17 protein-coding genes and 1 pseudogene are annotated in these 19,320 nt (G+C 70.2%); 13 read left to right on the top strand and 5 right to left on the bottom strand.

What is annotated here, in order from left to right:
- The first annotated feature begins 129 nt into the window (after window positions 1-129).
- On the top strand, window positions 130-699 hold the full coding sequence (locus tag ACFT7S_RS25755) for a hypothetical protein (RefSeq protein WP_382735692.1): 570 nt from the start codon (window positions 130-132) through the stop codon (window positions 697-699).
- Window positions 700-861: 162 nt separating this feature from the next.
- The gene (locus tag ACFT7S_RS25750) at window positions 862-1,503 is read left to right on the top strand and encodes a DUF4328 domain-containing protein (protein ID WP_382735690.1); all 642 of its coding nucleotides are present in this window, start codon (window positions 862-864) and stop codon (window positions 1,501-1,503) included.
- Window positions 1,504-1,535: 32 nt separating this feature from the next.
- Here ACFT7S_RS25750 and ACFT7S_RS25745 read toward each other — a convergent pair whose 3' ends face one another.
- Together ACFT7S_RS25745 and ACFT7S_RS25740 are read right to left on the bottom strand one after the other, a co-directional pair.
- Window positions 1,536-1,814: a type II toxin-antitoxin system RelE/ParE family toxin gene (locus ACFT7S_RS25745; protein ID WP_382735688.1), complete on the bottom strand. Its 279-nt coding sequence runs from the start codon at window positions 1,812-1,814 to the stop codon at window positions 1,536-1,538.
- Window positions 1,815-1,818: 4 nt separating this feature from the next.
- Complete coding sequence (locus ACFT7S_RS25740) at window positions 1,819-2,097, bottom strand: type II toxin-antitoxin system Phd/YefM family antitoxin (RefSeq protein ID WP_382735686.1); 279 nt, start codon at window positions 2,095-2,097, stop codon at window positions 1,819-1,821.
- A 189-nt stretch (window positions 2,098-2,286) separates the two neighbouring features.
- Between ACFT7S_RS25740 and ACFT7S_RS25735 the strand changes: the two genes are divergently transcribed.
- The 7 genes from ACFT7S_RS25735 to ACFT7S_RS25705 all read left to right on the top strand — a co-directional run bounded on the left by ACFT7S_RS25735 (window position 2,287) and on the right by ACFT7S_RS25705 (window position 12,144).
- Window positions 2,287-3,270 (top strand): hypothetical protein, encoded by a 984-nt coding sequence (locus tag ACFT7S_RS25735; RefSeq protein ID WP_382735684.1) that lies wholly within the window; start codon window positions 2,287-2,289, stop codon window positions 3,268-3,270.
- Window positions 3,271-3,539: 269 nt separating this feature from the next.
- Window positions 3,540-3,980, top strand: coding sequence for a hypothetical protein (locus ACFT7S_RS25730; RefSeq protein WP_382735683.1), 441 nt, complete (start codon window positions 3,540-3,542; stop codon window positions 3,978-3,980).
- Window positions 3,981-4,113: 133 nt separating this feature from the next.
- Window positions 4,114-4,740, top strand: a complete 627-nt coding sequence (locus tag ACFT7S_RS25725; RefSeq protein WP_382735821.1) for an RNA polymerase sigma factor — start codon at window positions 4,114-4,116, stop codon at window positions 4,738-4,740.
- Window positions 4,737-5,555 (top strand): hypothetical protein, encoded by an 819-nt coding sequence (locus ACFT7S_RS25720; protein ID WP_382735681.1) that lies wholly within the window; start codon window positions 4,737-4,739, stop codon window positions 5,553-5,555. The genes ACFT7S_RS25725 and ACFT7S_RS25720 overlap by 4 nt, the downstream gene beginning before the upstream one ends.
- 720 nt (window positions 5,556-6,275) lie before the next feature.
- On the top strand, window positions 6,276-7,250 hold the full coding sequence (locus ACFT7S_RS25715; protein WP_382735679.1) for a helix-turn-helix domain-containing protein: 975 nt from the start codon (window positions 6,276-6,278) through the stop codon (window positions 7,248-7,250).
- A 77-nt stretch (window positions 7,251-7,327) separates the two neighbouring features.
- A complete protein-coding gene (locus tag ACFT7S_RS25710; protein WP_382735677.1) occupies window positions 7,328-7,744 on the top strand; it encodes a CU044_2847 family protein in 417 nt (138 codons plus the stop codon).
- Window positions 7,741-12,144, top strand: a complete 4,404-nt coding sequence (locus tag ACFT7S_RS25705; protein ID WP_382735676.1) for a trypsin-like peptidase domain-containing protein — start codon at window positions 7,741-7,743, stop codon at window positions 12,142-12,144. Before ACFT7S_RS25710 ends, ACFT7S_RS25705 begins: the two co-directional genes overlap by 4 nt.
- A gap of 4 nt (window positions 12,145-12,148) precedes the next feature.
- Here ACFT7S_RS25705 and ACFT7S_RS25700 read toward each other — a convergent pair whose 3' ends face one another.
- A complete protein-coding gene (locus ACFT7S_RS25700) occupies window positions 12,149-12,391 on the bottom strand; it encodes a hypothetical protein (RefSeq protein ID WP_382735830.1) in 243 nt (80 codons plus the stop codon).
- 67 nt (window positions 12,392-12,458) lie between these two features.
- Window positions 12,459-12,737: pseudogene (locus tag ACFT7S_RS25695) on the bottom strand (sulfatase/phosphatase domain-containing protein); the annotation flags it as partial.
- 965 nt (window positions 12,738-13,702) lie between these two features.
- Here ACFT7S_RS25695 and ACFT7S_RS25690 point away from each other — a divergent pair.
- Together ACFT7S_RS25690 and ACFT7S_RS25685 are read left to right on the top strand one after the other, a co-directional pair.
- Window positions 13,703-14,443, top strand: coding sequence for an RNA polymerase sigma factor (locus ACFT7S_RS25690; protein WP_382735819.1), 741 nt, complete (start codon window positions 13,703-13,705; stop codon window positions 14,441-14,443).
- Window positions 14,443-15,603, top strand: a complete 1,161-nt coding sequence (locus ACFT7S_RS25685; RefSeq protein ID WP_382735674.1) for a hypothetical protein — start codon at window positions 14,443-14,445, stop codon at window positions 15,601-15,603. The genes ACFT7S_RS25690 and ACFT7S_RS25685 overlap by 1 nt, the downstream gene beginning before the upstream one ends.
- A gap of 207 nt (window positions 15,604-15,810) precedes the next feature.
- Here ACFT7S_RS25685 and ACFT7S_RS25680 read toward each other — a convergent pair whose 3' ends face one another.
- Complete coding sequence (locus tag ACFT7S_RS25680) at window positions 15,811-16,740, bottom strand: L,D-transpeptidase family protein (RefSeq protein ID WP_382735672.1); 930 nt, start codon at window positions 16,738-16,740, stop codon at window positions 15,811-15,813.
- Window positions 16,741-16,975: 235 nt separating this feature from the next.
- On the opposite strand from ACFT7S_RS25680, the gene ACFT7S_RS25675 reads away from it, so the two are divergent.
- Both ACFT7S_RS25675 and leuE read left to right on the top strand, forming a co-directional pair.
- On the top strand, window positions 16,976-18,556 hold the full coding sequence (locus ACFT7S_RS25675) for a methylmalonyl-CoA mutase (protein ID WP_382735670.1): 1,581 nt from the start codon (window positions 16,976-16,978) through the stop codon (window positions 18,554-18,556).
- 89 nt (window positions 18,557-18,645) lie between these two features.
- A complete protein-coding gene (gene leuE / locus ACFT7S_RS25670; protein WP_382735669.1) occupies window positions 18,646-19,311 on the top strand; it encodes a leucine efflux protein LeuE in 666 nt (221 codons plus the stop codon).
- The last annotated feature ends 9 nt before the right edge of the window (window positions 19,312-19,320 follow it).

Here is a 19,320-nt window from a genome sequence, read left to right as displayed (position 1 = left end):
TCTTTTTGGCCTCGCCCGTCACACGAGCGCCCCGCAATACCCAGCGGTGCTTGAGGATTAAACGTCACCCCGAACCCCGCTGGAGTGACACGGATCACGAAGGAAGAATGACTCGCCCAGGACGGCAAGGTGTTCCGCCTCGCAGGTACCGACGGTGACTGCGCCCTCCTCGAATTCCGTCCGCACCGCATCGACCTGCGGCGGGAAGTCTTCTTCGTCCGGGCTTCCATCGTCCTGGCTCCCCAGCGCGGTTGGCTGTACCGCAAGCACTGGGAGCAGATGCGAGAGCGGCCCGCGCTCCCGGCCGAGGCCGTGGCCGAGTGGGAGTTGATTCCGCCGGTCGCGGTCGCGTGGGAGCCCGGGGCGGACATGCCGGCCCGGAGCTACTGGGCGTACGGAGCGGGGATCGAGCCGGAAGACTGCGCTCGTGAGCTGGCCCGGACCCTGCGCGAGGAGACCGTTCCCCGGATGCGGCGGCTGCTCGACCGGGCCGCGCTGCGCGCGGAAATCAGGGACCCGGCGCCGGACATCCGCCGTCGGCGTCCGCCGGGCTGGGCCGAGGTCCTCCTGGACGTGGACCAAGTGGCTCCGGCCGACCTGGAATCACTGTTCGAGAAGGTCGAGACGGACTATCCCCTCGCGGAGGAGCTTATCGACCGGGCCCGTGCGTATGCGGCGGCCCACAGTGCGAACCGGTAGGGAGGCGCTGCCTGGTGGTGAAGCGTACCGGGCGTCGGACCGGTATCCGAGCAGGGGGCCGGGGCCGCAGCCCGTTCTTCGCGGTTAGGATCCACTGGCTCGTCACTGCGTGATCCGTGAGAGGTCCGCAGGGCGGTGCCGAACCGTGGGGGTTTCCAGGTCATGTCCGTTCCGCAACTGCGTTCGCCGGCAGGGCTCTCGTACGCCGCCGTGGCCCTGCTCGGTCTCTGCGCGCTGACCGACGTCTTCGAGGCCCTGCTCGGCCTCTCCGCGATGGCGCAGTCCGGCCTCGTCGTGAACCCTGGCCGCTTCGACACGCTCTACGAGGTGCTCGTGGGGATCCAGGGGCTCGCTAACGTCGCCTGCGGGATCGTCTTCTGTGCCTGGTTGTGGCGGGTCCGGGTCAATGCCGAGGTCTTCCGTCCCGACGGCCACAAGCACAGCCGCCCCTGGATCTGGTGGGGCTGGTTCGTCCCGTTCGTCAATTTCTGGTACCCGCGCCGCATCGTCGTGGACATCTGGCGGGCCGGTACAACCGAGCGGTCCGGCCCGTCGGGAACGGGCCTCGTCAATCTCTGGTGGGGCTTCTGGCTGGTATCTCAGGGCGTGATGCTGGCAGCCCCTGAAATGGCTGAGAAGGACATGGGGACTCCCACTTTCGACACTGCGGTCACATATGCGGTCGGCTACTCGCTCCTCGACCTCACTGCCGCCTGCCTGGCCGTCGCGATGGTCCGCAGGATGACCTCGATGCAGCACGAGAAGGCCATGGCGGGTCCATCGCTCAGTCCTGAGCCCGCATAGAACATCACCCGGCGCCGGTCCATGCGGGACAGCTACAGGCCTCGGTAGACGTCGCTCCGATTGCCGACGGTCAGTACCCACAGGATCAATTGACCGTCTTCGATGGTGTACGCGGCGCGGTAGTCGCCGACTCGCAGCCGCCAGCGTCCCGGATGTCCCTGGAGAGCTTTGGTGTCGAAGGCGGTGACATCTCCTGCGTCGAGTGCCCTCTGTAGTTCAGTGAGGCGGATGAGGACGCGCAGTGCATCCTGGCGGGGGATTTTGAGCAGATCCCGCTGGGCGTGCGGGGTGAACCGCGTGACGTAGCCCATGGGGTCAGGGAGCGGAGCGGAGGAGGTTGGCCATCTCTTCCAGGGAGACCGAGCCGTCCGTGCCTTCGGACTCGGCCTCGTCGGCGAGTCGGTTGAGCCATTCGTCCTCGACCCGCTCGGCGAGTTGCCGCAGGCGTCGGTATTCGTCGATGTCGACCAACACTGCCTCGCTCTTTCCTCGGCGCGTGATGATGGTCGGCGTCTCGTCGCGGCGTGCTCGGTCGATGACGTCTGCGAGATGACGGCGGACCTCTGCCATGGACTCGGTAACCGGCTCGCTCATGTAGGAAATGTAGCAGATGTACATGTGCTACACGAGAAAGGCAGCGCTGTGTGACCGGCTGGTCGCGCGGTGCGGTACGGTGATCGGGTCATTACGCTCCGTGCGCATCCGCGCATGGGGCGGTCCCCGGAGGTGCTACCAACACCAGCCGAGGACCTTCACCACGAGTGGATACAGGAGTCCACCGGGATGCTTCGGCATGTTATCGCGCCGGTTCGGTGCTACACGAAGGCGGCGCACGACGTTCTGCGCCATAAGCGTCTGAACAGTGACGCGAAGATTCTGCTCCTGCATGTGCAGGGGCTTCGCGAGGAAGATGTCGACCAGGCGCTGAGTGAACACGCGCGGGATGTCGGGATCACCGGGGCCTCGTTCAAGGCGGCGAAGAAGCTGTTGGTGATGCATGGGTTCGTCCACGACATCAAAGAGTCTGTGCAGCGCGGCCGTTGGGTCACCGTGCAGGTCTACTCGAATGTTCCGCTTACGCGTGAGGACGTGGCGAGGCTGCGCGCGGAGGCGACGGCATCTCCTGGTGTGCCGATTCCGACGGTCGGTCAGCCGGGTGATCGGGCGGTCGGCGGTCTACTACCGGTAGATGAAGAACAAGGTAAGAACCTTCCCCACCCACCCCGCGAAGCGGAAGCGGAAGCGGAAGCGGAAGCCGAAGCCGTAGTTGAGGTTGATGGCGGCGAGCCCGAGCCCGAAGTGGTCGAAGGCGAGCGGGTGTTGTTGTCCTTGCGGCATGACCGGAGGGAACTGCATCTGGGCGTGCGGGAGGCCCGAGGGCTCGCTGAGGTGGCGGCTGAGTGGTTGCGGCGGGGTGTCAGTGCCGCCGACCTGCGGCGGGCGTTGGTGAGTGGGCTGCCGGAGGGTGGCGTGCGGTCGGCCGTCGGGTTCCTGCGCCACCGCCTCGTACACAAGCTGCCCGAGGCGGCACCTCGTGCGGAGCCTCGGCCGCCTGAGCCGGTGGCGGAGCTCGTTGTGTGTGCGGGACCGGGCGACGAGCATGTGTTCCGGTCCGTGCGTGGCGAGACGCACTGCGGGCCGTGCGGGCGGGAGGAGATGCGGGCGGTCTGGGCCGCCTGGAAGGAGGAGGCGGCAACCTTGCCCGAACCCCCGCCCTGGCGAGAACGCTTCGCCGCGCTGCGTGAGGCGCCAGTCTCCACGGCGTGAGCGGCGGCGACTTGGTGCTCTGTGCGGTGTTATGGGTGAAAGGTGCGCGTGGTCGCGGCCGGATCTCAGGCCGGTGCGCATCCGCCTATCGCTATCGGCTGAGGCGGCACAACAGACGCTCGGGGAGCGGTAATGGTTGTGCTGCTGGAAGCGATTCGGCCTGTTCCAGGCCGTGAGAACGAACACAGCCCCGTTCGCGTGATGTTTCCGGGCTCCTCGTCGCTGGATCAGTGTCGGCGATCGCCGGCACTGCGAGGGCAGGGGGAATCATGAGTGGGGACGAGCGGGCGGCCTTGCCCGGGGCCTCGGCGATGCGGGCCTACACATCGGCGTTCGTCACCCGGCTCACCACGCGCAACCGGCTGCCCCTGGACTACTCCGTCGCCAGTCTCCGGCTCGTCGATCTCGTCGTCGACGGCCTGCGGCGCGACCAGCCGCGGCGGGACCAGGTGGACGGAATCCTGCTGGGTCTCGGCGCGTACACGGGCGAGGTGATCGTCCGCAGGGCAGGTGGTGTGTGGGTGGACTTCGACGCCGCGCAACGGGAGTTGTTCCGGCAGACGGTGGGTGTGCGCATGCCCGACGGGCGGGTGTGGAATCCGCTCGGCAAGGTCGTCAACCGCTTCGAGTCGGGGCCCGAGGAGTCGGTGCAGCGCCTGTATCTCCTGCTGCACGGCCGCTCGGCTCGGCGAAAGGCCGTATGCGGGTAACCTGTTCGATTCCGCCGGTAAGAATCCTGTGACGTTTCTGTGCCCGTGGGCGCAGAACGGGAAGAGGGGCGCTGCCCCGACGGGGGTACGGGCTCGGCGGTAGGTGCCGGAACAGGCGTTGATTAGGGAAGTGTTGGGCACGGGCGGGGAACAGCGCCGCAAGGAGCAGTACGACGCCGAGCTCGGTGATGCCGTCGAGCGGGCGCAGCAGGGGGACGAGGGAGCATTCGCCGTCGCATACCGGCGGGTGCAGCCCGGCCTGCTGGGCTATGTGCGCGGGCTGGTGGGCGAGGACGCCGAGGACGTGACCTCCGAGGCGTGGCTCGAAATAGCCCGTGACCTCGGGCGTTTCCGCGGCGACGGGGCCGGGTTCCGCGGCTGGACCGCGATGATCGCCCGCAACCGGGCGCTCGACCACCTCAGGAAGCAGAAGCGGCGGCCCCGCACCACCATGATCGAGCAGGACGTCCTTCAGCTGCCCGGCGGACACGACACCGCCGCCGCGGCCCTGGAGACGCTCTCCACGGAAGCCGCGCTGGAGATCATCGGCACGCTGCCGCGTGAACAGGCCGAGGCCGTGCTGCTGCGGGTCGTGGTGGGATTGGACGGCGCCGCGACGGCGCGCGTACTCGGTAAGCGTTCGGGTGCCGTGCGCACTTCGGCGTACCGCGGACTCAAGAGACTGGCCGAGCAGTTGTCCCCGGGCGGGACGGGCGCTGTGACAAACAGGACGCGCCGTACGCTGAGGGATGAAGTATGAGAAACGAATCGCAGCGGCAGCCGAAAGCGCCGGAGACACCCGAACTCGCCGCGCTGCTCGCGGCGGCCCGGCGCACGGCGGCGCCCGACGCGGACGACGAGCTGCGCGCGACCGCCGCCTTCCGGGCCGCGCGGGACGGGGGAGCCCACGACGCCGTGCGGTCGCCCTGGTGGCGCCGGCGCGACGACTGGCGTCCGGTGAGGCGGTGGCGCGGAATGCGCCCGGTCCGGGTGATGCTCGGCGGGTTCGTGGTGGCGGCGACGCTGGGCGGGGTCGCGGTGGCCGCCGGTACCGGGACGCTGCCGACGCCGTTCGGTGACGGAGGGAAGGGTGCGCCGGACTCCGTACACCCCACGCGCGACACGTCGGCGACTCCCGAGGGGCACCGCTCCGGTGAGGGCGGTGCCCCTCGCGAGTCGCCGACGCCTGGCGGTGACGGTACGGGGAAGGCGGCGACGACCACGCCCGGCTTCCTCCTGCCGTCCGACGGTCCGGGCAGGGGACGGGACGAGGCCGCGCTCTGCCGGGTGTACGCCAAGCACCGGGACAGCGGGAAGGCGGTCGACTCCACCGCTTTCGCCCGTCTGAAGGCGGCCGCGGGCGAGGCGTCGGAGGCGGCGGTGAACGCTTACTGCGACGTAGTGCTCGGCCGGCCGGCACCGGGGTCGAAGGGGGCCCCGGACGGGAGCGGCAAGGCGGAGAAGGACGGGCCTGTGCCGCCGAGAGGGACGGGCGGCGGTGTCTCGGCCGGAGCGGTCGGTGGCGGTCCGAGCGGTGCCGAGATCGGCGGCAGGAACGGCGCGGCCGCCGGCTGACCGGCGTGAACGGCTTGTACGAGCCAAAGCGCTCCAGCCACCCTCGGTTGCTGCGCTGAAGTCTTCATTGCGCTACTGAAACCTCTACGGGGGCCGGCCTGCCAGCAGGATCGTGAGCGTCCCGCTGTAGCGCGAACGGCCGTCCCCGGACCTGAGGCCCGGGGACGGCTGCGTGTGTCAGGGCCAGTTGGCGGGGACGGTGCCCTGTCGCCGCCGGCATGTTCTGGTAGCCGTTGTCCTGGAACCAGCCAATGAGGGTGCCGCTGGAGTAGGAGCCGTTGTAGACACACACACGCGGGTACGAGCAGCCGTGCATGCTGGCGGCTGAGGCGGGCGAGACCCCCAGCGGGCTGAGGGCCGAGGCCAGTCCGGCGGACGTGAGCAGAGTCGCCGCCAGCTTTCTGGTCAGTTTCATGGAAACGCTCCTGATGAGGTGGCATGGGCGGAGCCGACCGCACCGGCCGGCTCCACAACGAGACTGCGGGTCCGGCCGATATCCGGCCACAGTTGACGTGAAAGTGGCGTCATCCAGGGACGTCCAACTCGCTGACCTGCTGGGACGTCGCCCGCCGAGTCGGTACGGCGGGACAACCGCGGGCGGGAGTGGCTGATCCTGTATCAGGGCGGGGTCGCCGTTCCGTGAGTGCTGTGACGGCTGATGCAGAATGAGGCCGGAAACGGAGGGTCGGCCCAACAGGCCCTGACGCGAGTGGGGGAGACATGTCGCGTTGGAAGGCGCTGCCTGTGGAACTGCATCCACACGTCCACCAGTTGATCGTGCGATTGCGCAGACTGAAGGACCGCAGCGAACTGAGCACGCGACAATTGGCGGCGAAGACGGGGTACAGCGCGAGGTCGTGGCAGCGGTATCTGAACGGCCGGACACTGCCGCCGCGGAAGGCCGTCGAGGCGATGGCCCGCATCGGCGGTGACGATCCGACCCGGCTGCTGGTGCTGCGCGAGATCGCCGCCGAACGCTGGGTGGAGGGCTGCGTGGTCACCGCCGGTGCCCCGGAGAGCGCCCCGTCGACGCCGGCACCCACGCCCACGGAGCGGCAGCCGTACGGGCGTTACCCGCGCGCCCTGGTCACGGCGGGAGCGGTGGCCCTGGTGCTGTCCGTCTCCGCGGTGCTCCTGCTGGCCGTGCGGCTCGCCGATGCCCGCGCCAAGATCGCGGACGACCGCGCCGGTACGGTCGCGGCGGCCCCGGCCACCGTGTCGGAGTCCTTGGTGCCGGTCGTCTACACCTGCCGGCTGGAGCGGCGTGACGGCCGCTGGTACGCGGGCCTCAGCCGCACCACGGACACCATCCCTCCGCTGACGTGCGGCACCACTTGCCGGGCTGCGCGATTGTCCAGTGCGGTAAGCGCCGAGCGGACGGGGCCCGGAAGCTCGCATCGGGGACGGCGCAGCGCATTGGCCTGGGAAGGTTCGGGTGGACGCCTGGCCGCTGCTGGCCACGCGTCCAGTCGTCGGGGACCCTGCGGGCTGTCGCGCCAGAAGTCTTATCTCGCTGGTGGGACGGCCCGCGTGGAGGCCAAGGAGTATGTCATGCAGGACGGGGCGTGTGATCGAGTTCCGCTTCAACGTGTGAAAACGTCCGTCAGCACCAGCTGGCGGTTCGAGCACGATCACGTGGCGGTCGTTTCTGCCGCTTGGAGGCGTGAGACCGTTCAAAGCCGGATTCGCGCTTAGCCGGGCGGAGTTGGATCACCATAGGGCACTCTGGGAACAGGGCCTCCCTTCCGGGTGGCCGGGAGGGAGCTGCGCCCATGGCATATCTCGTGGAACTTCCGCTCAGCAGAGCCGGCGAGCAGCCGGGGGAGATGGTCAGGGTGGCAATCGTGGAGCAGCCCGGGGACGGTCTGGTCCAGGTCGCGCGGCCAGGGCAGGTGGTGGCACGCGCCACCCGGTCCCTGGGCGAACTGCTCTCCGGTGTACGGCCGGTGGCCGAGAACTTCGTGGACACCTTCAGCGGGATGGCGCGCGGGCCCGACGAGATCACCCTTGAGTTCGGACTCTCGTTATCCGCCGAGGCCGATGTGGTGATCAGCAGCACCTCCGCCCAGGCCAACTTCGCCGTACGGCTGACCTGGGACCGCCGTGCGCCCGGAGAAGGGGCACCGGACTCGCCGCCCGGAGCCCCCGGCGGCCAAGTGATGGTCCCCCCGCCCGTCACCCCCGCGTGAGCGTCTCCGTTGGACAGCCGGACAGTACGGGGCCGGGGCCCGCCGTGCTGGCCGCTGCGCTGCTGCGGATCAGCGACGTCCACGGCAGTCCCCGCGGCGTCGGATTCCTCGTCACCGACGACCTCGCCTTCACCTGCGCACATGTCGTCTCCGCCGCGCTCGGCCTGATGGATGGCGGGCAGCCACCCGCTGCCGCGGAGGTCGTCGTCGACCTGCCCCTGGCGCATGCTCCAGCCGCCCCCGGGCCCGCGGAACCCGATGCCCCTCCCGCCCCGGGCCCCCTGCCCCAGACCCGGGTGAGAGCCCGTATCGCGCACTGGGTGCCCGCGCACGACTCCGGCGCGGGAGACATCGCGATACTGCAGCTGTTGTCGCCGATACCGGGGGCGCGACCGGTGCGTCTTGTCGAGGCAGTCGACACCTGGGGACATGCGGCGCGTGCCTTCGGGTTTCCCGCCGGGCGGCCGGGAGGTGCCTGGCACTCGGGCGTGCTGCGCGCCCGGCAGGCCGGCGGATGGGTGCAGGCCGACCTCGCGGCAAGTGGTGGCTACCGGGTCACTGGCGGGTTCAGCGGCAGCCCCGTATGGGACGACCAACTCGGCGGCGTGGTCGGCATGATCACCGTGGCCGAGGCGGGTGATCCCCCGGCCAGCTATCTGATCCCGACCGATACGTTGCTCGCTGCCCGGCCAGAACTGCGGGCGCTCACCCTGCCGCCGTCGCCGTTCCGGGGCCTGGCCGCCTTCCGTGAGGCCGACGCCGGACTCTTCCACGGCCGGGCGGCGGAGAGCGCGGAGTTGGTGGAGCAGGTCATCAGTCAGCAGTGGACCTGCCTGGTCGGCCCGTCGGGCTGCGGCAAGTCGTCGCTCGCGCTGGCCGGAGCCGTACCGCCGCTGCGTGCCGGGGGTTTCGCGGTGGCCGTACTGCGGCCCTCTGCCGGAAGCAGCCCCGCCGCGGCGCTCGCCGCGGCCCTGTTGCCGCTGCTCGAACCGGACTTCTCCGAGAGCGCCCGGCTCGCCATACTGCCGAACGTCACCGCCCTCCTCACCCGAGGCACACTGCCCGACGTCGTCGCCCGGGTCCTCCAGCGCCAGGAATGCGACCGCCTGCTGATCGTCGTCGACCAGTTGGAGGAGGCATTCGGCGCCACGCCCGAAGCCGCAGCTGTACTGGCCGGCCTGCTCTTCACCGACCGGCTCCCGGCCCCCGTGCACGTGCTGACCACCCTGCGCGCCGACTTCCTCGAAGCAGCTCTCGCGCACCCCACAACAGGTCCCGCACTGCGGCGTTGCCTGTACGCACTCGGCCCGCTGGAACCAGGGCAGTTGCGGGAGGTCGTCACGGCCCCGGTCGACGCGGTACCCGGTGTCGGCTACGAGTCCGGCCTCGTCGAACGCATCCTCACCGACACCGGCGACGCACCGGGCGCCCTGCCGCTGCTCGGCTTCACCCTCGACCAGCTCTGGCTGCGGCAGACCGGCGGCCTGCTCACCCACCGCGCGTACGAGGAGCTCGGCGGCGTCACTGGCGCCCTCGGCCGGCACGCCGACCGTGCGTGGACCACGCGGGTGCCCAAGGAGGACGAGCCGGCGGGCCGGCGCCTGCTCACGGCGCTGATCCGGGTGCCGCTCGGCTCGACCGCCGCCACCCGCCGCACGGCCCGGCGCGCCGAACTCGACGACGCCCAGTGGCGGATCGCACAACGGCTCGCCGCCACCCGGCTGTTGGTCACCGGGCACAGCTCTGAGGGCGCCGAGACGGTGGAGCTCGCCCATGAAGCTCTGATCAGCGGCTGGCGGCGGCTGGTCGCCCAGGTGGCCGAGGACCGGGCGTTCCTCGTCTGGCGGGAGACGCTCCGGCACGACCTGGACCGCTGGGAGCGCGGCGATCGGGCTGCCGACCTGCTGCCGGGCCCCGCCGCACTGGCCACCGCAGCCCCTTGGCTGTACGAGCGCCCCGCCGACCTCAGCGCCGCGGAACGTGCCTACCTCGACCAAGGGCGCGCGCACCAGCGCTCCCGCATCCGCAGGCGGCGCACGTTCCGGTCGGGCCTCGCCGTCATCGCCGTACTCGTGCTCGTCTTCGGCTCGCTCTTCGGCTATTACCGGCAGGTCAGTAACGTCCGCGCCGCCGAGTCCTCCTCCCGGGAGCTCGCCCGATACTCCGCCGACCAGGCCGACGGCGATCCTGTGCTGTCGGCGCAACTCGCCCTTGCGGCATACCGCACGTCCCACACCCGCGAGGCGCGGGACGCACTGATGCGGGCGTACCTGGCGAACAGCTTCTCCGACCGCGTCCTGACCGGGTCCCAGGACGCCCCCATCGGAGCCTCGCCCGCCAACCGCGTCCTCGCTGGTGACGCGGGTGCCATTCGGACCAGCCTCAACGGTGATGTGGTGGTCGCCAACTCGGGCGGCGGCCGGGCCACGGTCTTCACGCACGCGACCGGCGGCCGCGTACGCAGCCAGCGCATCGACGCCGGCGCGGTGGCCGCGCGGCCGCTGGTCTCAGGCGACGGGCGGAAGGCCGGGTTCCTCGCTCTGAGCGGTGGCCTGATCTGGTACGACGTGCGCTCGGGCACCAAGGGGCAGCTGCTCGGGTCCACGACGCACCGGCTGAAGGCGGTGCCCGGGGCGAGCGGCAAGAGCGGCGAGTACGACGGCTACCAGGCGGTGATGTCCTCCGACGGCCGTTACGTCGCAGCCCTTGGTTGGGAGGAGCTGCTCTGGTGGGACCTTGATGCCCCGGACGGGGCCAAGGCCAGCGGTCGGGTGCCCTTCCCGCACGACGTGACACAGGAACTCCGGTTCGCACCCGGCGACCGCACCGTGCTCATCGAGGTCACCCGGTACGCCAAGGAGGGATTCAGGCAAGGGGTGTTGGCGGTAGACCGGATCACGGGCAAGACCCGGACGGTGGTGGACGGCAAGAACATCAACGGTGCGAGAATCTCCGGGGACGGCTCGGCCGTGGCAGTCTGCGAGGAGCACGGCATCAGCGACGGCGTCACCATATGGCGGCAGCCCGTCACGGACGGACCGCCGAAGAGCAGGCCGCTCGGCTATACGGAGAAGGTTCCTGGGTGTGGCGCGATGCAGAGCGTCGACACCACCGGCCGCCACGTCGTGCTCAAGGAGGACGGCGGGAACAACCTGGTCGATCTGGACCGCCGCACCATTACGGCCAGTACGGGGCAGACGCGCGAAGGCGACGCGCTGAGCCCGTATCCACTGCTCGGTACCGTCGGCGGCCGGCCCGCGCTGATCGGCGTGGGGAACAATCGCGTGGTCTACTCCCGGCTCTCCCCGCCCAACCGCATCATTCCCGCTGTCGCGATGACACTCACCGGCGACGGCAGCAAGGTGATCACCGTGCTTTCGGACGGTTCACGCATCGGGATTGTGCCCGTCGGCGCCTCCGAGCCGACGGTCAGGGTCTACCGCCCCAAGCCGTACTGGCAGCCGCAGAAGATCGACCTCATTTTGTTCGATCGCGCGGAGAAAAACCTGGCAGAACGGGTCGGCAGTAACCGTGTGATGATCCGAACGGTTGCCACGCTCCAGCCGGTCCGTGAGATCACCACTGTGCCTTTGCCGACCGGCTCCACCGGGGACATCAGGTACTTCTTCGATCCGTCGGGGAACCTGATCACGGTCTCCGGCACGGTGATCCAGCGCTGGGAGGCGTCCAGCGGGCGGCAGTTGGCACGCTACGACGCCAAAATCCTCCACCCGTCCGGAGGAGACAGTTCACCAGACCTGATGGTGGCGCCCTACCCCGAGCCGGGCCGGGTCGCGGTCACCGTATGGGGCGAGCCGAACGTACGCATCATCAACCTGGCCACTGGCCGCACCGAAACCACGCTGGCTACGGGCACGGACACCAACACCGTGATGTTCGCCAGGGACGGCCGGTACTTCGCGCTGCTGCGCAGGGGCGGTGCGGTGGAGCTGTGGCGGCATGATCCGCTGAGCAGGGTGATGGGCCCCGTGGGACTGGGGAGTAGCAGTGTGAACTACGCGGCCGGATTCGTCGGTGGGGAGTCGTTTCTCCTGGCCAGCCATGGCCTGGTCCGCATCTACCGGCTCGGGGACCCGGCCAGGGAGGAGGACGCCTACAACCTCGGGCAGGCGCCCTTCGCATCCAGCCCGTACACCTTCCAGTCCGTCTCGCGAGACGGCCGGACCGTGCTGTACACCGACGGCGAAGGCCGCAGCGCCCCTCTCCGGCTGGACCCCGGCGTATGGCGTCACGCACTCTGCAGCGCCATCGGCTACCGCGAGATGACCGACGAAGAGCGCGAGGGGCTGCCGGTCGAGGTGTCAGGGGGGTCTCTCTGCCCGGAGCCGGGGTCCCGCACCGGGGAGCCGGATCCTGGCCGGCCGGAACTGACGGACTAGATCCCTACTTCCCCAGTAGCGCCGCCGCCGTCCGACGGTGCAGCGGTGGCGTGACCGCCCCGTCGAGCAACGGGTCGCCCATCTCCCGCATCCAGTCGGACAGCCGTCGGCCGAGGTTGTCGCGGATGTCCGCGTACGCGGGGTCCTCGGCGACGTCGGTCAGTTCGTCTGGGTCGGTGGTCAGGTCGTACAGCTCGACGGGTGGATGACTGGCCAGGGCGTCGGTCTTCGGTGTGGAGCGGCGCATCCAGGACCGGCTTGAGTCCATCGCGGCGGGCGCCGAGCTGAAGTTGGCGATCAGCCTTGTGGCGGTGGGTGCGGATGGCGCGGCGCGGGTCGTAGTAGTCGTGGTGGGTGATCTCCGCGAAGATCTCCTCCCTCGCCTCGTACGCGGCGCCTTCCACCAGCTGCCGGAAGCTCCGCCCGTGGACGTTCGCCGGGATGCCAAGCCCGAGGGCGTCCAGCAGGCTCGGCACCAGGTCCAGGTGGGAGATCAGCTCCGCTTGGACCTGGCCGCCGCCCGGCCAGCGCAACAGGAAGGCGACCTCCACGCCCGGGTCGTACAGGGTGCACTTGGCGCGCGGCAGGGCCACGCCGTGGTCGGTGGTGAAGAGACCAGCGTGTCCTGTTCCAGGCCGAGTTCGGCGAGGCGGACGAGGACCAGGCCGGCTTTGCTGCACCCGGGCATGCCCCAGACACGAATCTCAGCACGTTCGGGGAGGGGCTTGCCGACGAGGGTGCACAGGTCGTCCAGCAGGGTGGCGGACAGGCTCTGGTTCATAGGGGGCCTCCAGGGGGCTGGTGGGCTCCGGGGCGGGCGAGTGCCCTTGGATCCTCCAGCAAGGTGTCCAGGTCGCTGGTGGCGACGAACAGACCGGTGATGAGGGTCCAGATACTCGGGCGGTTGCCGTCAGCTGCCGGCGGCGGCTTCCACTCGTAACTGCCCGTGAGCACACGCGCTTTTGCGCGCTGGAGGCGGCGAAGTCGACGGGCACGTTGGGCAAGCCGCTGTCGTCGTGCTCAGCGACGGCATCGGCAAAGCGCGCCCGGTCGTACACGGGAATGTCAGGTCTGACCGCCTGCGGGGTGACGGGAACACATCTGTCGCTGCGGATTGTCTTTCCATGAGTCGACCAGGCAGCCCGCATGTCAGGGCCGAGGGTGAGGCGGTCATGGGGAGAGCGGCGCGGGTGGGAGGAAGCGCATTGTTTGGGGAGGATCGAGGTAACGTCCGGATGCGTTGGTCACGCGTTGGTCATGCAGAGGCCCCGCATCCCGGGTATTACCTGGTCAGAGCGGGGGAAATGGGACGACGACCGGGGCCGCCACCCCCCACAGGAGAGGCCCCGGCCGTCTTCCACGAGGCCGCAGAGCGGCCCCGTACTCATCTCAGCGTCATGGATGCGTTTTCTGTCACACCGCACCATGTCGGCGAGCTGTTGCGAGTTGTACAAGTCATGGACGCGGCACCGGGCGAGCACGTAGCGTGCTGAGTCGCGCAGAGTGGCGCAGCAGTGGTGACCAGCTGCGATTCATGACAGCAGGACGGGTTGAGGGAGTGCTGGGGGACGACGCGGAGCTGACTGCCGCGGTGCTCGCGGCACAGGACGGGGACGAGGACGCCTTCCGTGCTGTGTACCGCGCTGTGCAGCCACGGCTGTTGGGCTACATACGGACACTGGTCGGGGACCCGGACGCCGAGGACGTGGCGTCGGAGTCCTGGCTGCAGATAGCCCGGGACCTCGAGCGGTTCAGCGGTGACGCCGACCGCTTCCGGGGGTGGGCGGCGCGGATCGCGCGCAATCGCTCCCTCGATCACCTGCGGATGCGCAGCAGACGCCCCGCGATCGGCGGCGACGAGACCGAACTGACGGGCAAACCGGCTGAATCGGACACAGCGGGCGAGGCGATCGAGGCGCTGGCGACCGGCCGCACCATGTCCCTCATAGCCCAGCTGCCGCAGGACCAGGCCGAAGCCGTCGTCCTGCGGGTCGTCGTCGGCCTCGACGCGAAGAGCGCGGCGCAGACACTCGGCAAGCGCCCCGGCGCCGTACGCACCGCGGCCCACCGCGGACTGAAGCGGCTCGCGGAGCTGGTCGGCGCGGAGGGCGGTCTTCCGGACGGCGGCCCGGCCGGCACGGACCCAGGCACCGCCGGCCCGGAAAACACCGGCACGGGTCAGGGCGGTGAGCTCGGAGCTGTACCCTCGCAGCGCCCGGCCCGCAACGGTGTGGCGGCTCCCGCCGGTGTCACCCACGGTGTGACGCATTCGCGTCCGTGGACGCAGAAGGACATGTGATGGCCGACGATCGGTACGAATGGCTCGACAAGGACGCGGCGGAGCGACTGCTCCGCGGCGAGCCCGTCGAACCCGCCGACGATCGCGCCCGCACCGACGCCCTGCGGCTCGCCGCCGCGCTGGAAACGGCCAGGACCGTGCCGCAGGCCGGCGTCGAACTGCCCGGCGAGACCACCGCGCTCGCCGCTTTCCGCGAGGCGGCGCACGCCCGGCAGAAGAGCGGAGCCGGTACGCGGCGGGCCGCCCTGAAGGGCCAGGACGCCAAGGCCGGGCAGCCCACGGCATGGCAGGACAGGCTTCCGTCCGTACGGATCGGGGGTCCCCGCCCGCCCGCCGACCGTCGCCCGCGCTGGAGCCGGCCCGCCCGCTACGGCCTCGTGCTCTCGCTCGCGGGCTGCGCGATCGGCGGGGTGGCGGTCGCCTCGGGTGCGGGGATGCTCCCCGGACCGTTCGGCGGCCAGGGCTCGCCGCTCCCGGCGGCCTCCGTATCGGCGGCGGCCTCCCCGGACGCACTGGCCTCCGGACTGCCGTCGGACCAGGACCCCTCAGGCACCCCGCCCGGCACGGACCCCGGCCCGCGTACCTCGGACCCGTCCGAGGACTCCACGCCTGGAAGCGGGCACAGCGGCCAGGACAGCGACGACGGTCCCACCGAAGGCCCGGGTAGCGGTGACAGCGGTCCGGACAAGTCCGGGAGCACGCAGCTTCCCCGCGACGGGGCCGATGGGGACGACGCGACCGAGGGACCGGGCGGGACCGACTCCGGCGAGGTGTACAAGAAGGTCGCCCAGGCGTGCAGGGACTACCGCGCGGGCACGCTCGACCGGGCCGCCAAGCGCCGCCTCGTCGAGCTGGCCAAGAGCGAGGAGAACCTGGACCGGTTCTGCGCGCGCCTCGACGACGAGGACGACAAGGACAGCGGAGCCGAAGAGGGCGACTCGGGCTCGGGCTCCGACTCCGGCTCGGCTGATGGTGCCCCGGGCTCCGACGGCGGCTCCGACGGCGGCGACGAACAGGACGAGGACGGCTCGGGCTCGCTCCCGTCGAGCTCCTTCCGCACGGCCGCGCCGACCCCCGACGCGTCACCCGATGCGGGCACCGACGCGGGCACCGGGTCCGCTCCGGCGGCGTCCGCCACCGCCGCGCCGGCCTCCCGCTGAGTCCCGTTCACCCTCCCGGGCGACCGCCCGGACCCCAGGTGTGACACTTTTCGACCGTCTGGCGCAGTACTGAGTGAGCCGACTGGTCATCGGCCGCGCAATGAGCCGGGGTTCCCCCCGTACCTTCGGCTCAGCGCACCTGGCGCGGGCGGGACACGTTCCCCCGGTCCCGCCCGCGCCTCTTATCCCCGCGTCACGGCCCCCCGCTCACCAGTAGATGACGACCTTGTCGCCGTTCTTCACCTGGGCGAAGAGCGAGGCGATCTTCCCCTCGTCCCGGACGTTCACACAGCCGTGCGAGGCGCCGCTGTAGCCGCGGGCCGCGAAGTCCGGCGAGTAGTGGACCGCCTGGCCGCCGCTGAAGAACATCGCGTACGGCATCGGGGTGTCGTAGATCGTCGAGACGTGGTGACGGGACTTCCAGTACACGGAGAACGTGCCCTCGCGGGTCGGCGTGTACTGCGAGCCGAACCGCACGTCCATCGAGGAGAGGACCCGGCCGTCGATCATCCACGACAGGGTCCGGCTGTTCTTGCTGATGCACAGGACGCGGCCCGTCATACAGCGCTCGTCGGGCTTGGCCGCGGGACGCCCGGTGGGCGGGGTCAGCTCGGCGGCCGTCGGCTTCCGCGTCATTCCGAGGAGCTTCTGCCAGGTGACGGTGTCGGTCCCGCCCGTGCGGGGAAGACCCCGCTTGCCCTGGAAGGACTGCACGGCGGTGACGGTGACGGTCCCGTAATAGCCCGTGGGAGTGCGGCCGAAGTGGCCGATCTGGCGGAGCCGGGCCTGGAGCTCCCGTACCTGCGTGCCCTGAGAGCCCGTCGACATCAGGATCCTGGACTTCGGAGGCGCCTCGGTGCTCTTCGCCGGTGACGGTGACGGTGACGCCGACGGCTTCGTCGAGGCCGTGGACGGGCTCGCGGCCGGGCTGGTCGCGCCGCTGCCCGGCTTCGCGTCGGTGGGGCTCGTCGTCGCCGGGGGCGCCACCCGCTGCGCTCCGCCTGCGGCCTCCGGCGTACAGCCCGTGGCCAGGGCGGTGACGGCGAGCATCCCGACGGCGACCGCCGCCGTGGTGCGCGCTCCGCCCGCCGTGGTGCGCGCTCTGCGGCCCTTCGCGTTCACGCTGGTGCGTATCATCCGCTGCCCCCTGGGCTCGTCCACTGCTCCGGCACTGCTCCGGTGTCTCCTTGGACGGATTCCCGCCCTGCCCGGTTGCCGAATCCTGCGCATGATGGGGAGCGTCGGTCCAGACCCGGGGGCAGGTCCTGTGAGCAAGGTCCCAGCCGGTGGCTCTCCGCTGCTGCGACCGGCCGCCGCTAAAGTCCGTCGCGAACCTCGTATCCCTGGCCGGTATGCACGGGAGGCACAGCACATGACACGTGAGTCCGAGTCGGGACTGCCCATCGAGCCGGTCTACGGGCCGGAGGCCCTCGACGGCTGGGACCCGGCCGAGAAGCTGGGCGCGCCGGGCGCGTACCCCTTCACTCGTGGTGTCTACCCCAGCATGTACACCGGCCGGCCGTGGACGATGCGGCAGTACGCGGGCTTCGGCACCGCCACCGAGTCGAACGCCCGCTACAAGCAGCTGATCGCCAACGGCACGATGGGTCTGTCAGTCGCCTTCGACCTGCCCACTCAGATGGGCCACGACTCCGACGCGCCCCTTGCTTCCGGAGAGGTCGGCAAGGTCGGGGTCGCGATCGACTCGGTCGACGACATGCGGGTGCTGTTCGGCGGGATTCCGCTGGACAAGGTCTCGACGTCGATGACGATCAACGCCCCCGCCTCCCTGCTGCTGCTCCTGTACCAGCTGGTCGCGGAGGAGCAGGGGGTCACGGCGGACAAGCTCACCGGCACGATCCAGAACGACGTGCTGAAGGAGTACATCGCCCGGGGCACGTACATCTTCCCGCCGAAGCCGTCCCTGCGGCTGATCGCCGACATCTTCAAGTACTGCCGGGACGAGATCCCGAAGTGGAACACCATCTCCATCTCCGGCTACCACATGGCGGAGGCCGGTGCCTCGCCCGCGCAGGAGATCGCGTTCACCCTGGCCGACGGCATCGAGTACGTCCGTACGGCCGTCGCGGCCGGCATGGATGTCGACGACTTCGCGCCCCGGCTCTCCTTCTTCTTCGTGGCGCGTACGACGATCCTCGAAGAGGTCGCCAAGTTCCGTGCCGCCCGCCGGATCTGGGCGAAGGTGATGAAGGAGGAGTTCGGCGCGAAGAACCCCAAGTCGCTGATGCTGCGCTTCCACACCCAGACCGCGGGCGTCCAGCTCACCGCCCAGCAGCCCGAGGTCAACCTGGTACGCGTCGCCGTGCAGGGCCTGGCGGCCGTCCTCGGCGGCACGCAGTCGCTGCACACCAACTCCTACGACGAGGCGATCGCGCTCCCCACCGACAAGTCCGCCCGCCTGGCCCTGCGTACGCAGCAGGTCCTGGCGTACGAGACGGACGTCACCGCCACCGTCGACCCGTTCGCCGGTTCGTACGTCGTCGAGAAGATGACCGACGACGTCGAATCTGCGGCGGCGGCCCTGATGCTCAAGGTCGAGGACATGGGAGGCGCCGTCAACGCGATCGAGCGCGGCTTCCAGAAGAACGAGATCGAGCGCAGCGCCTACCGCGTCGCGCTGGAGACGGACAGCGCGGAGCGCGTGGTCGTCGGCGTCAACCGCTTCCAGCTCGACGAGGAGGAGCCGTACGAGCCGCTGCGCGTCGACCCGGCGATCGAGGCCCAGCAGGCGGCCAGGCTGGCGAAACTGCGCGCCGAACGCGACCAGGGCGCGGTGGACGCGGCGCTGGTGGAGCTGAAGAAGGCGGCGGGCGGTACGGACAACGTCCTCTACCCGATGAAGGACGCGCTGAAGGCCCGGGCGACGGTGGGCGAGGTCTGTAACGCGCTGCGAGAGGTCTGGGGGACATACGTCCCCACGGACGCGTTCTGAGCAGCGCGCCTTCCGATCCCGGGCCCCTCGTCCGCCCCTGCCGTGAGACCCCATGACCGAGTGTCGTACCCCCGTGCGACACTCCGTTCATGCTGGGTGTCACCGATCTTCCGACCTATCTCGCCGGCCTGCTGCTGATCATTCTGCTGCCGGGGCCGAATTCGCTGTACGTACTGTCCGTCGCCGCCCGCCGCGGCGTACGGACCGGCTATGTGGCCGCGGCCGGGGTCTGGACCGGGGACACCGTCCTGATGACCCTGTCGGCGCTGGGCGCCGCCTCCCTGCTCCAGACGACGCCGCTGCTCTTCGCGCTCGTCAAGTACGCGGGCGCGGGCTATCTGACCTGGCTGGCCATCGGCATGCTCCGGGCCGCCGCGTCCATGTGGCGCGACCGGCGCAGGCAGATGGAGGAGCTGGCGACGGCGTCCGACGCACCGGTGACGGCCGCGGCCATGGAGCGGCCCTACCGCCGGGCCCTGGTCGTCAGCCTCATCAACCCGAAGGCGATCCTGTTTCTGATCTCCTTCTTCGTGCAGTTCGTCGACCCGGGCTACGCCTACCCGGCCCTGTCCTTCCTGCTCCTGGGCACGCTGCTCCAGGTCGCCAGCTTCCTCTACCTCTCGATGCTGATATTCGGCGGCACCCGCCTGGCCGCCGCCTTCCGCCGCCGCAAGCGGCTGTCGGCCGGGGCCACGTCGGCGGCGGGCGTGCTGTTCCTGGGCTTCGCGGCGAAGCTCTCGTTCAGCAGCGTGTAGCCGGGGCGG

It is taken from the genome of Streptomyces sp. NPDC057136, from assembly GCF_042670885.1.
Taxonomy (GTDB): Bacteria; Actinomycetota; Actinomycetes; order Streptomycetales; family Streptomycetaceae; genus Streptomyces.
Note: the sequence above shows the minus strand (reverse complement) of the source record. Positions and strands in the feature narration are given on the sequence as shown.

Excerpts from the sequence above, each read along its gene's own strand:
- ACFT7S_RS25750 (WP_382735690.1), top strand. The coding sequence starts at position 862 with ATGTCCGTTCCGCAACTGCGTTCGCCGGCAGGGCTCTCGTACGCCGCC.
- ACFT7S_RS25745 (WP_382735688.1), bottom strand. The coding sequence starts at position 1,814 with ATGGGCTACGTCACGCGGTTCACCCCGCACGCCCAGCGGGATCTGCTC.
- ACFT7S_RS25740 (WP_382735686.1), bottom strand. The coding sequence starts at position 2,097 with ATGAGCGAGCCGGTTACCGAGTCCATGGCAGAGGTCCGCCGTCATCTC.
- ACFT7S_RS25735 (WP_382735684.1), top strand. The coding sequence starts at position 2,287 with ATGCTTCGGCATGTTATCGCGCCGGTTCGGTGCTACACGAAGGCGGCG.
- ACFT7S_RS25730 (WP_382735683.1), top strand. The coding sequence starts at position 3,540 with ATGAGTGGGGACGAGCGGGCGGCCTTGCCCGGGGCCTCGGCGATGCGG.
- ACFT7S_RS25720 (WP_382735681.1), top strand. The coding sequence starts at position 4,737 with ATGAGAAACGAATCGCAGCGGCAGCCGAAAGCGCCGGAGACACCCGAA.
- ACFT7S_RS25715 (WP_382735679.1), top strand. The coding sequence starts at position 6,276 with ATGTCGCGTTGGAAGGCGCTGCCTGTGGAACTGCATCCACACGTCCAC.
- ACFT7S_RS25710 (WP_382735677.1), top strand. The coding sequence starts at position 7,328 with ATGGCATATCTCGTGGAACTTCCGCTCAGCAGAGCCGGCGAGCAGCCG.
- ACFT7S_RS25700 (WP_382735830.1), bottom strand. The coding sequence starts at position 12,391 with ATGCGCCGCTCCACACCGAAGACCGACGCCCTGGCCAGTCATCCACCC.
- ACFT7S_RS25685 (WP_382735674.1), top strand. The coding sequence starts at position 14,443 with ATGGCCGACGATCGGTACGAATGGCTCGACAAGGACGCGGCGGAGCGA.
- ACFT7S_RS25680 (WP_382735672.1), bottom strand. The coding sequence starts at position 16,740 with ATGATACGCACCAGCGTGAACGCGAAGGGCCGCAGAGCGCGCACCACG.
- ACFT7S_RS25675 (WP_382735670.1), top strand. The coding sequence starts at position 16,976 with ATGACACGTGAGTCCGAGTCGGGACTGCCCATCGAGCCGGTCTACGGG.
- leuE (WP_382735669.1), top strand. The coding sequence starts at position 18,646 with ATGCTGGGTGTCACCGATCTTCCGACCTATCTCGCCGGCCTGCTGCTG.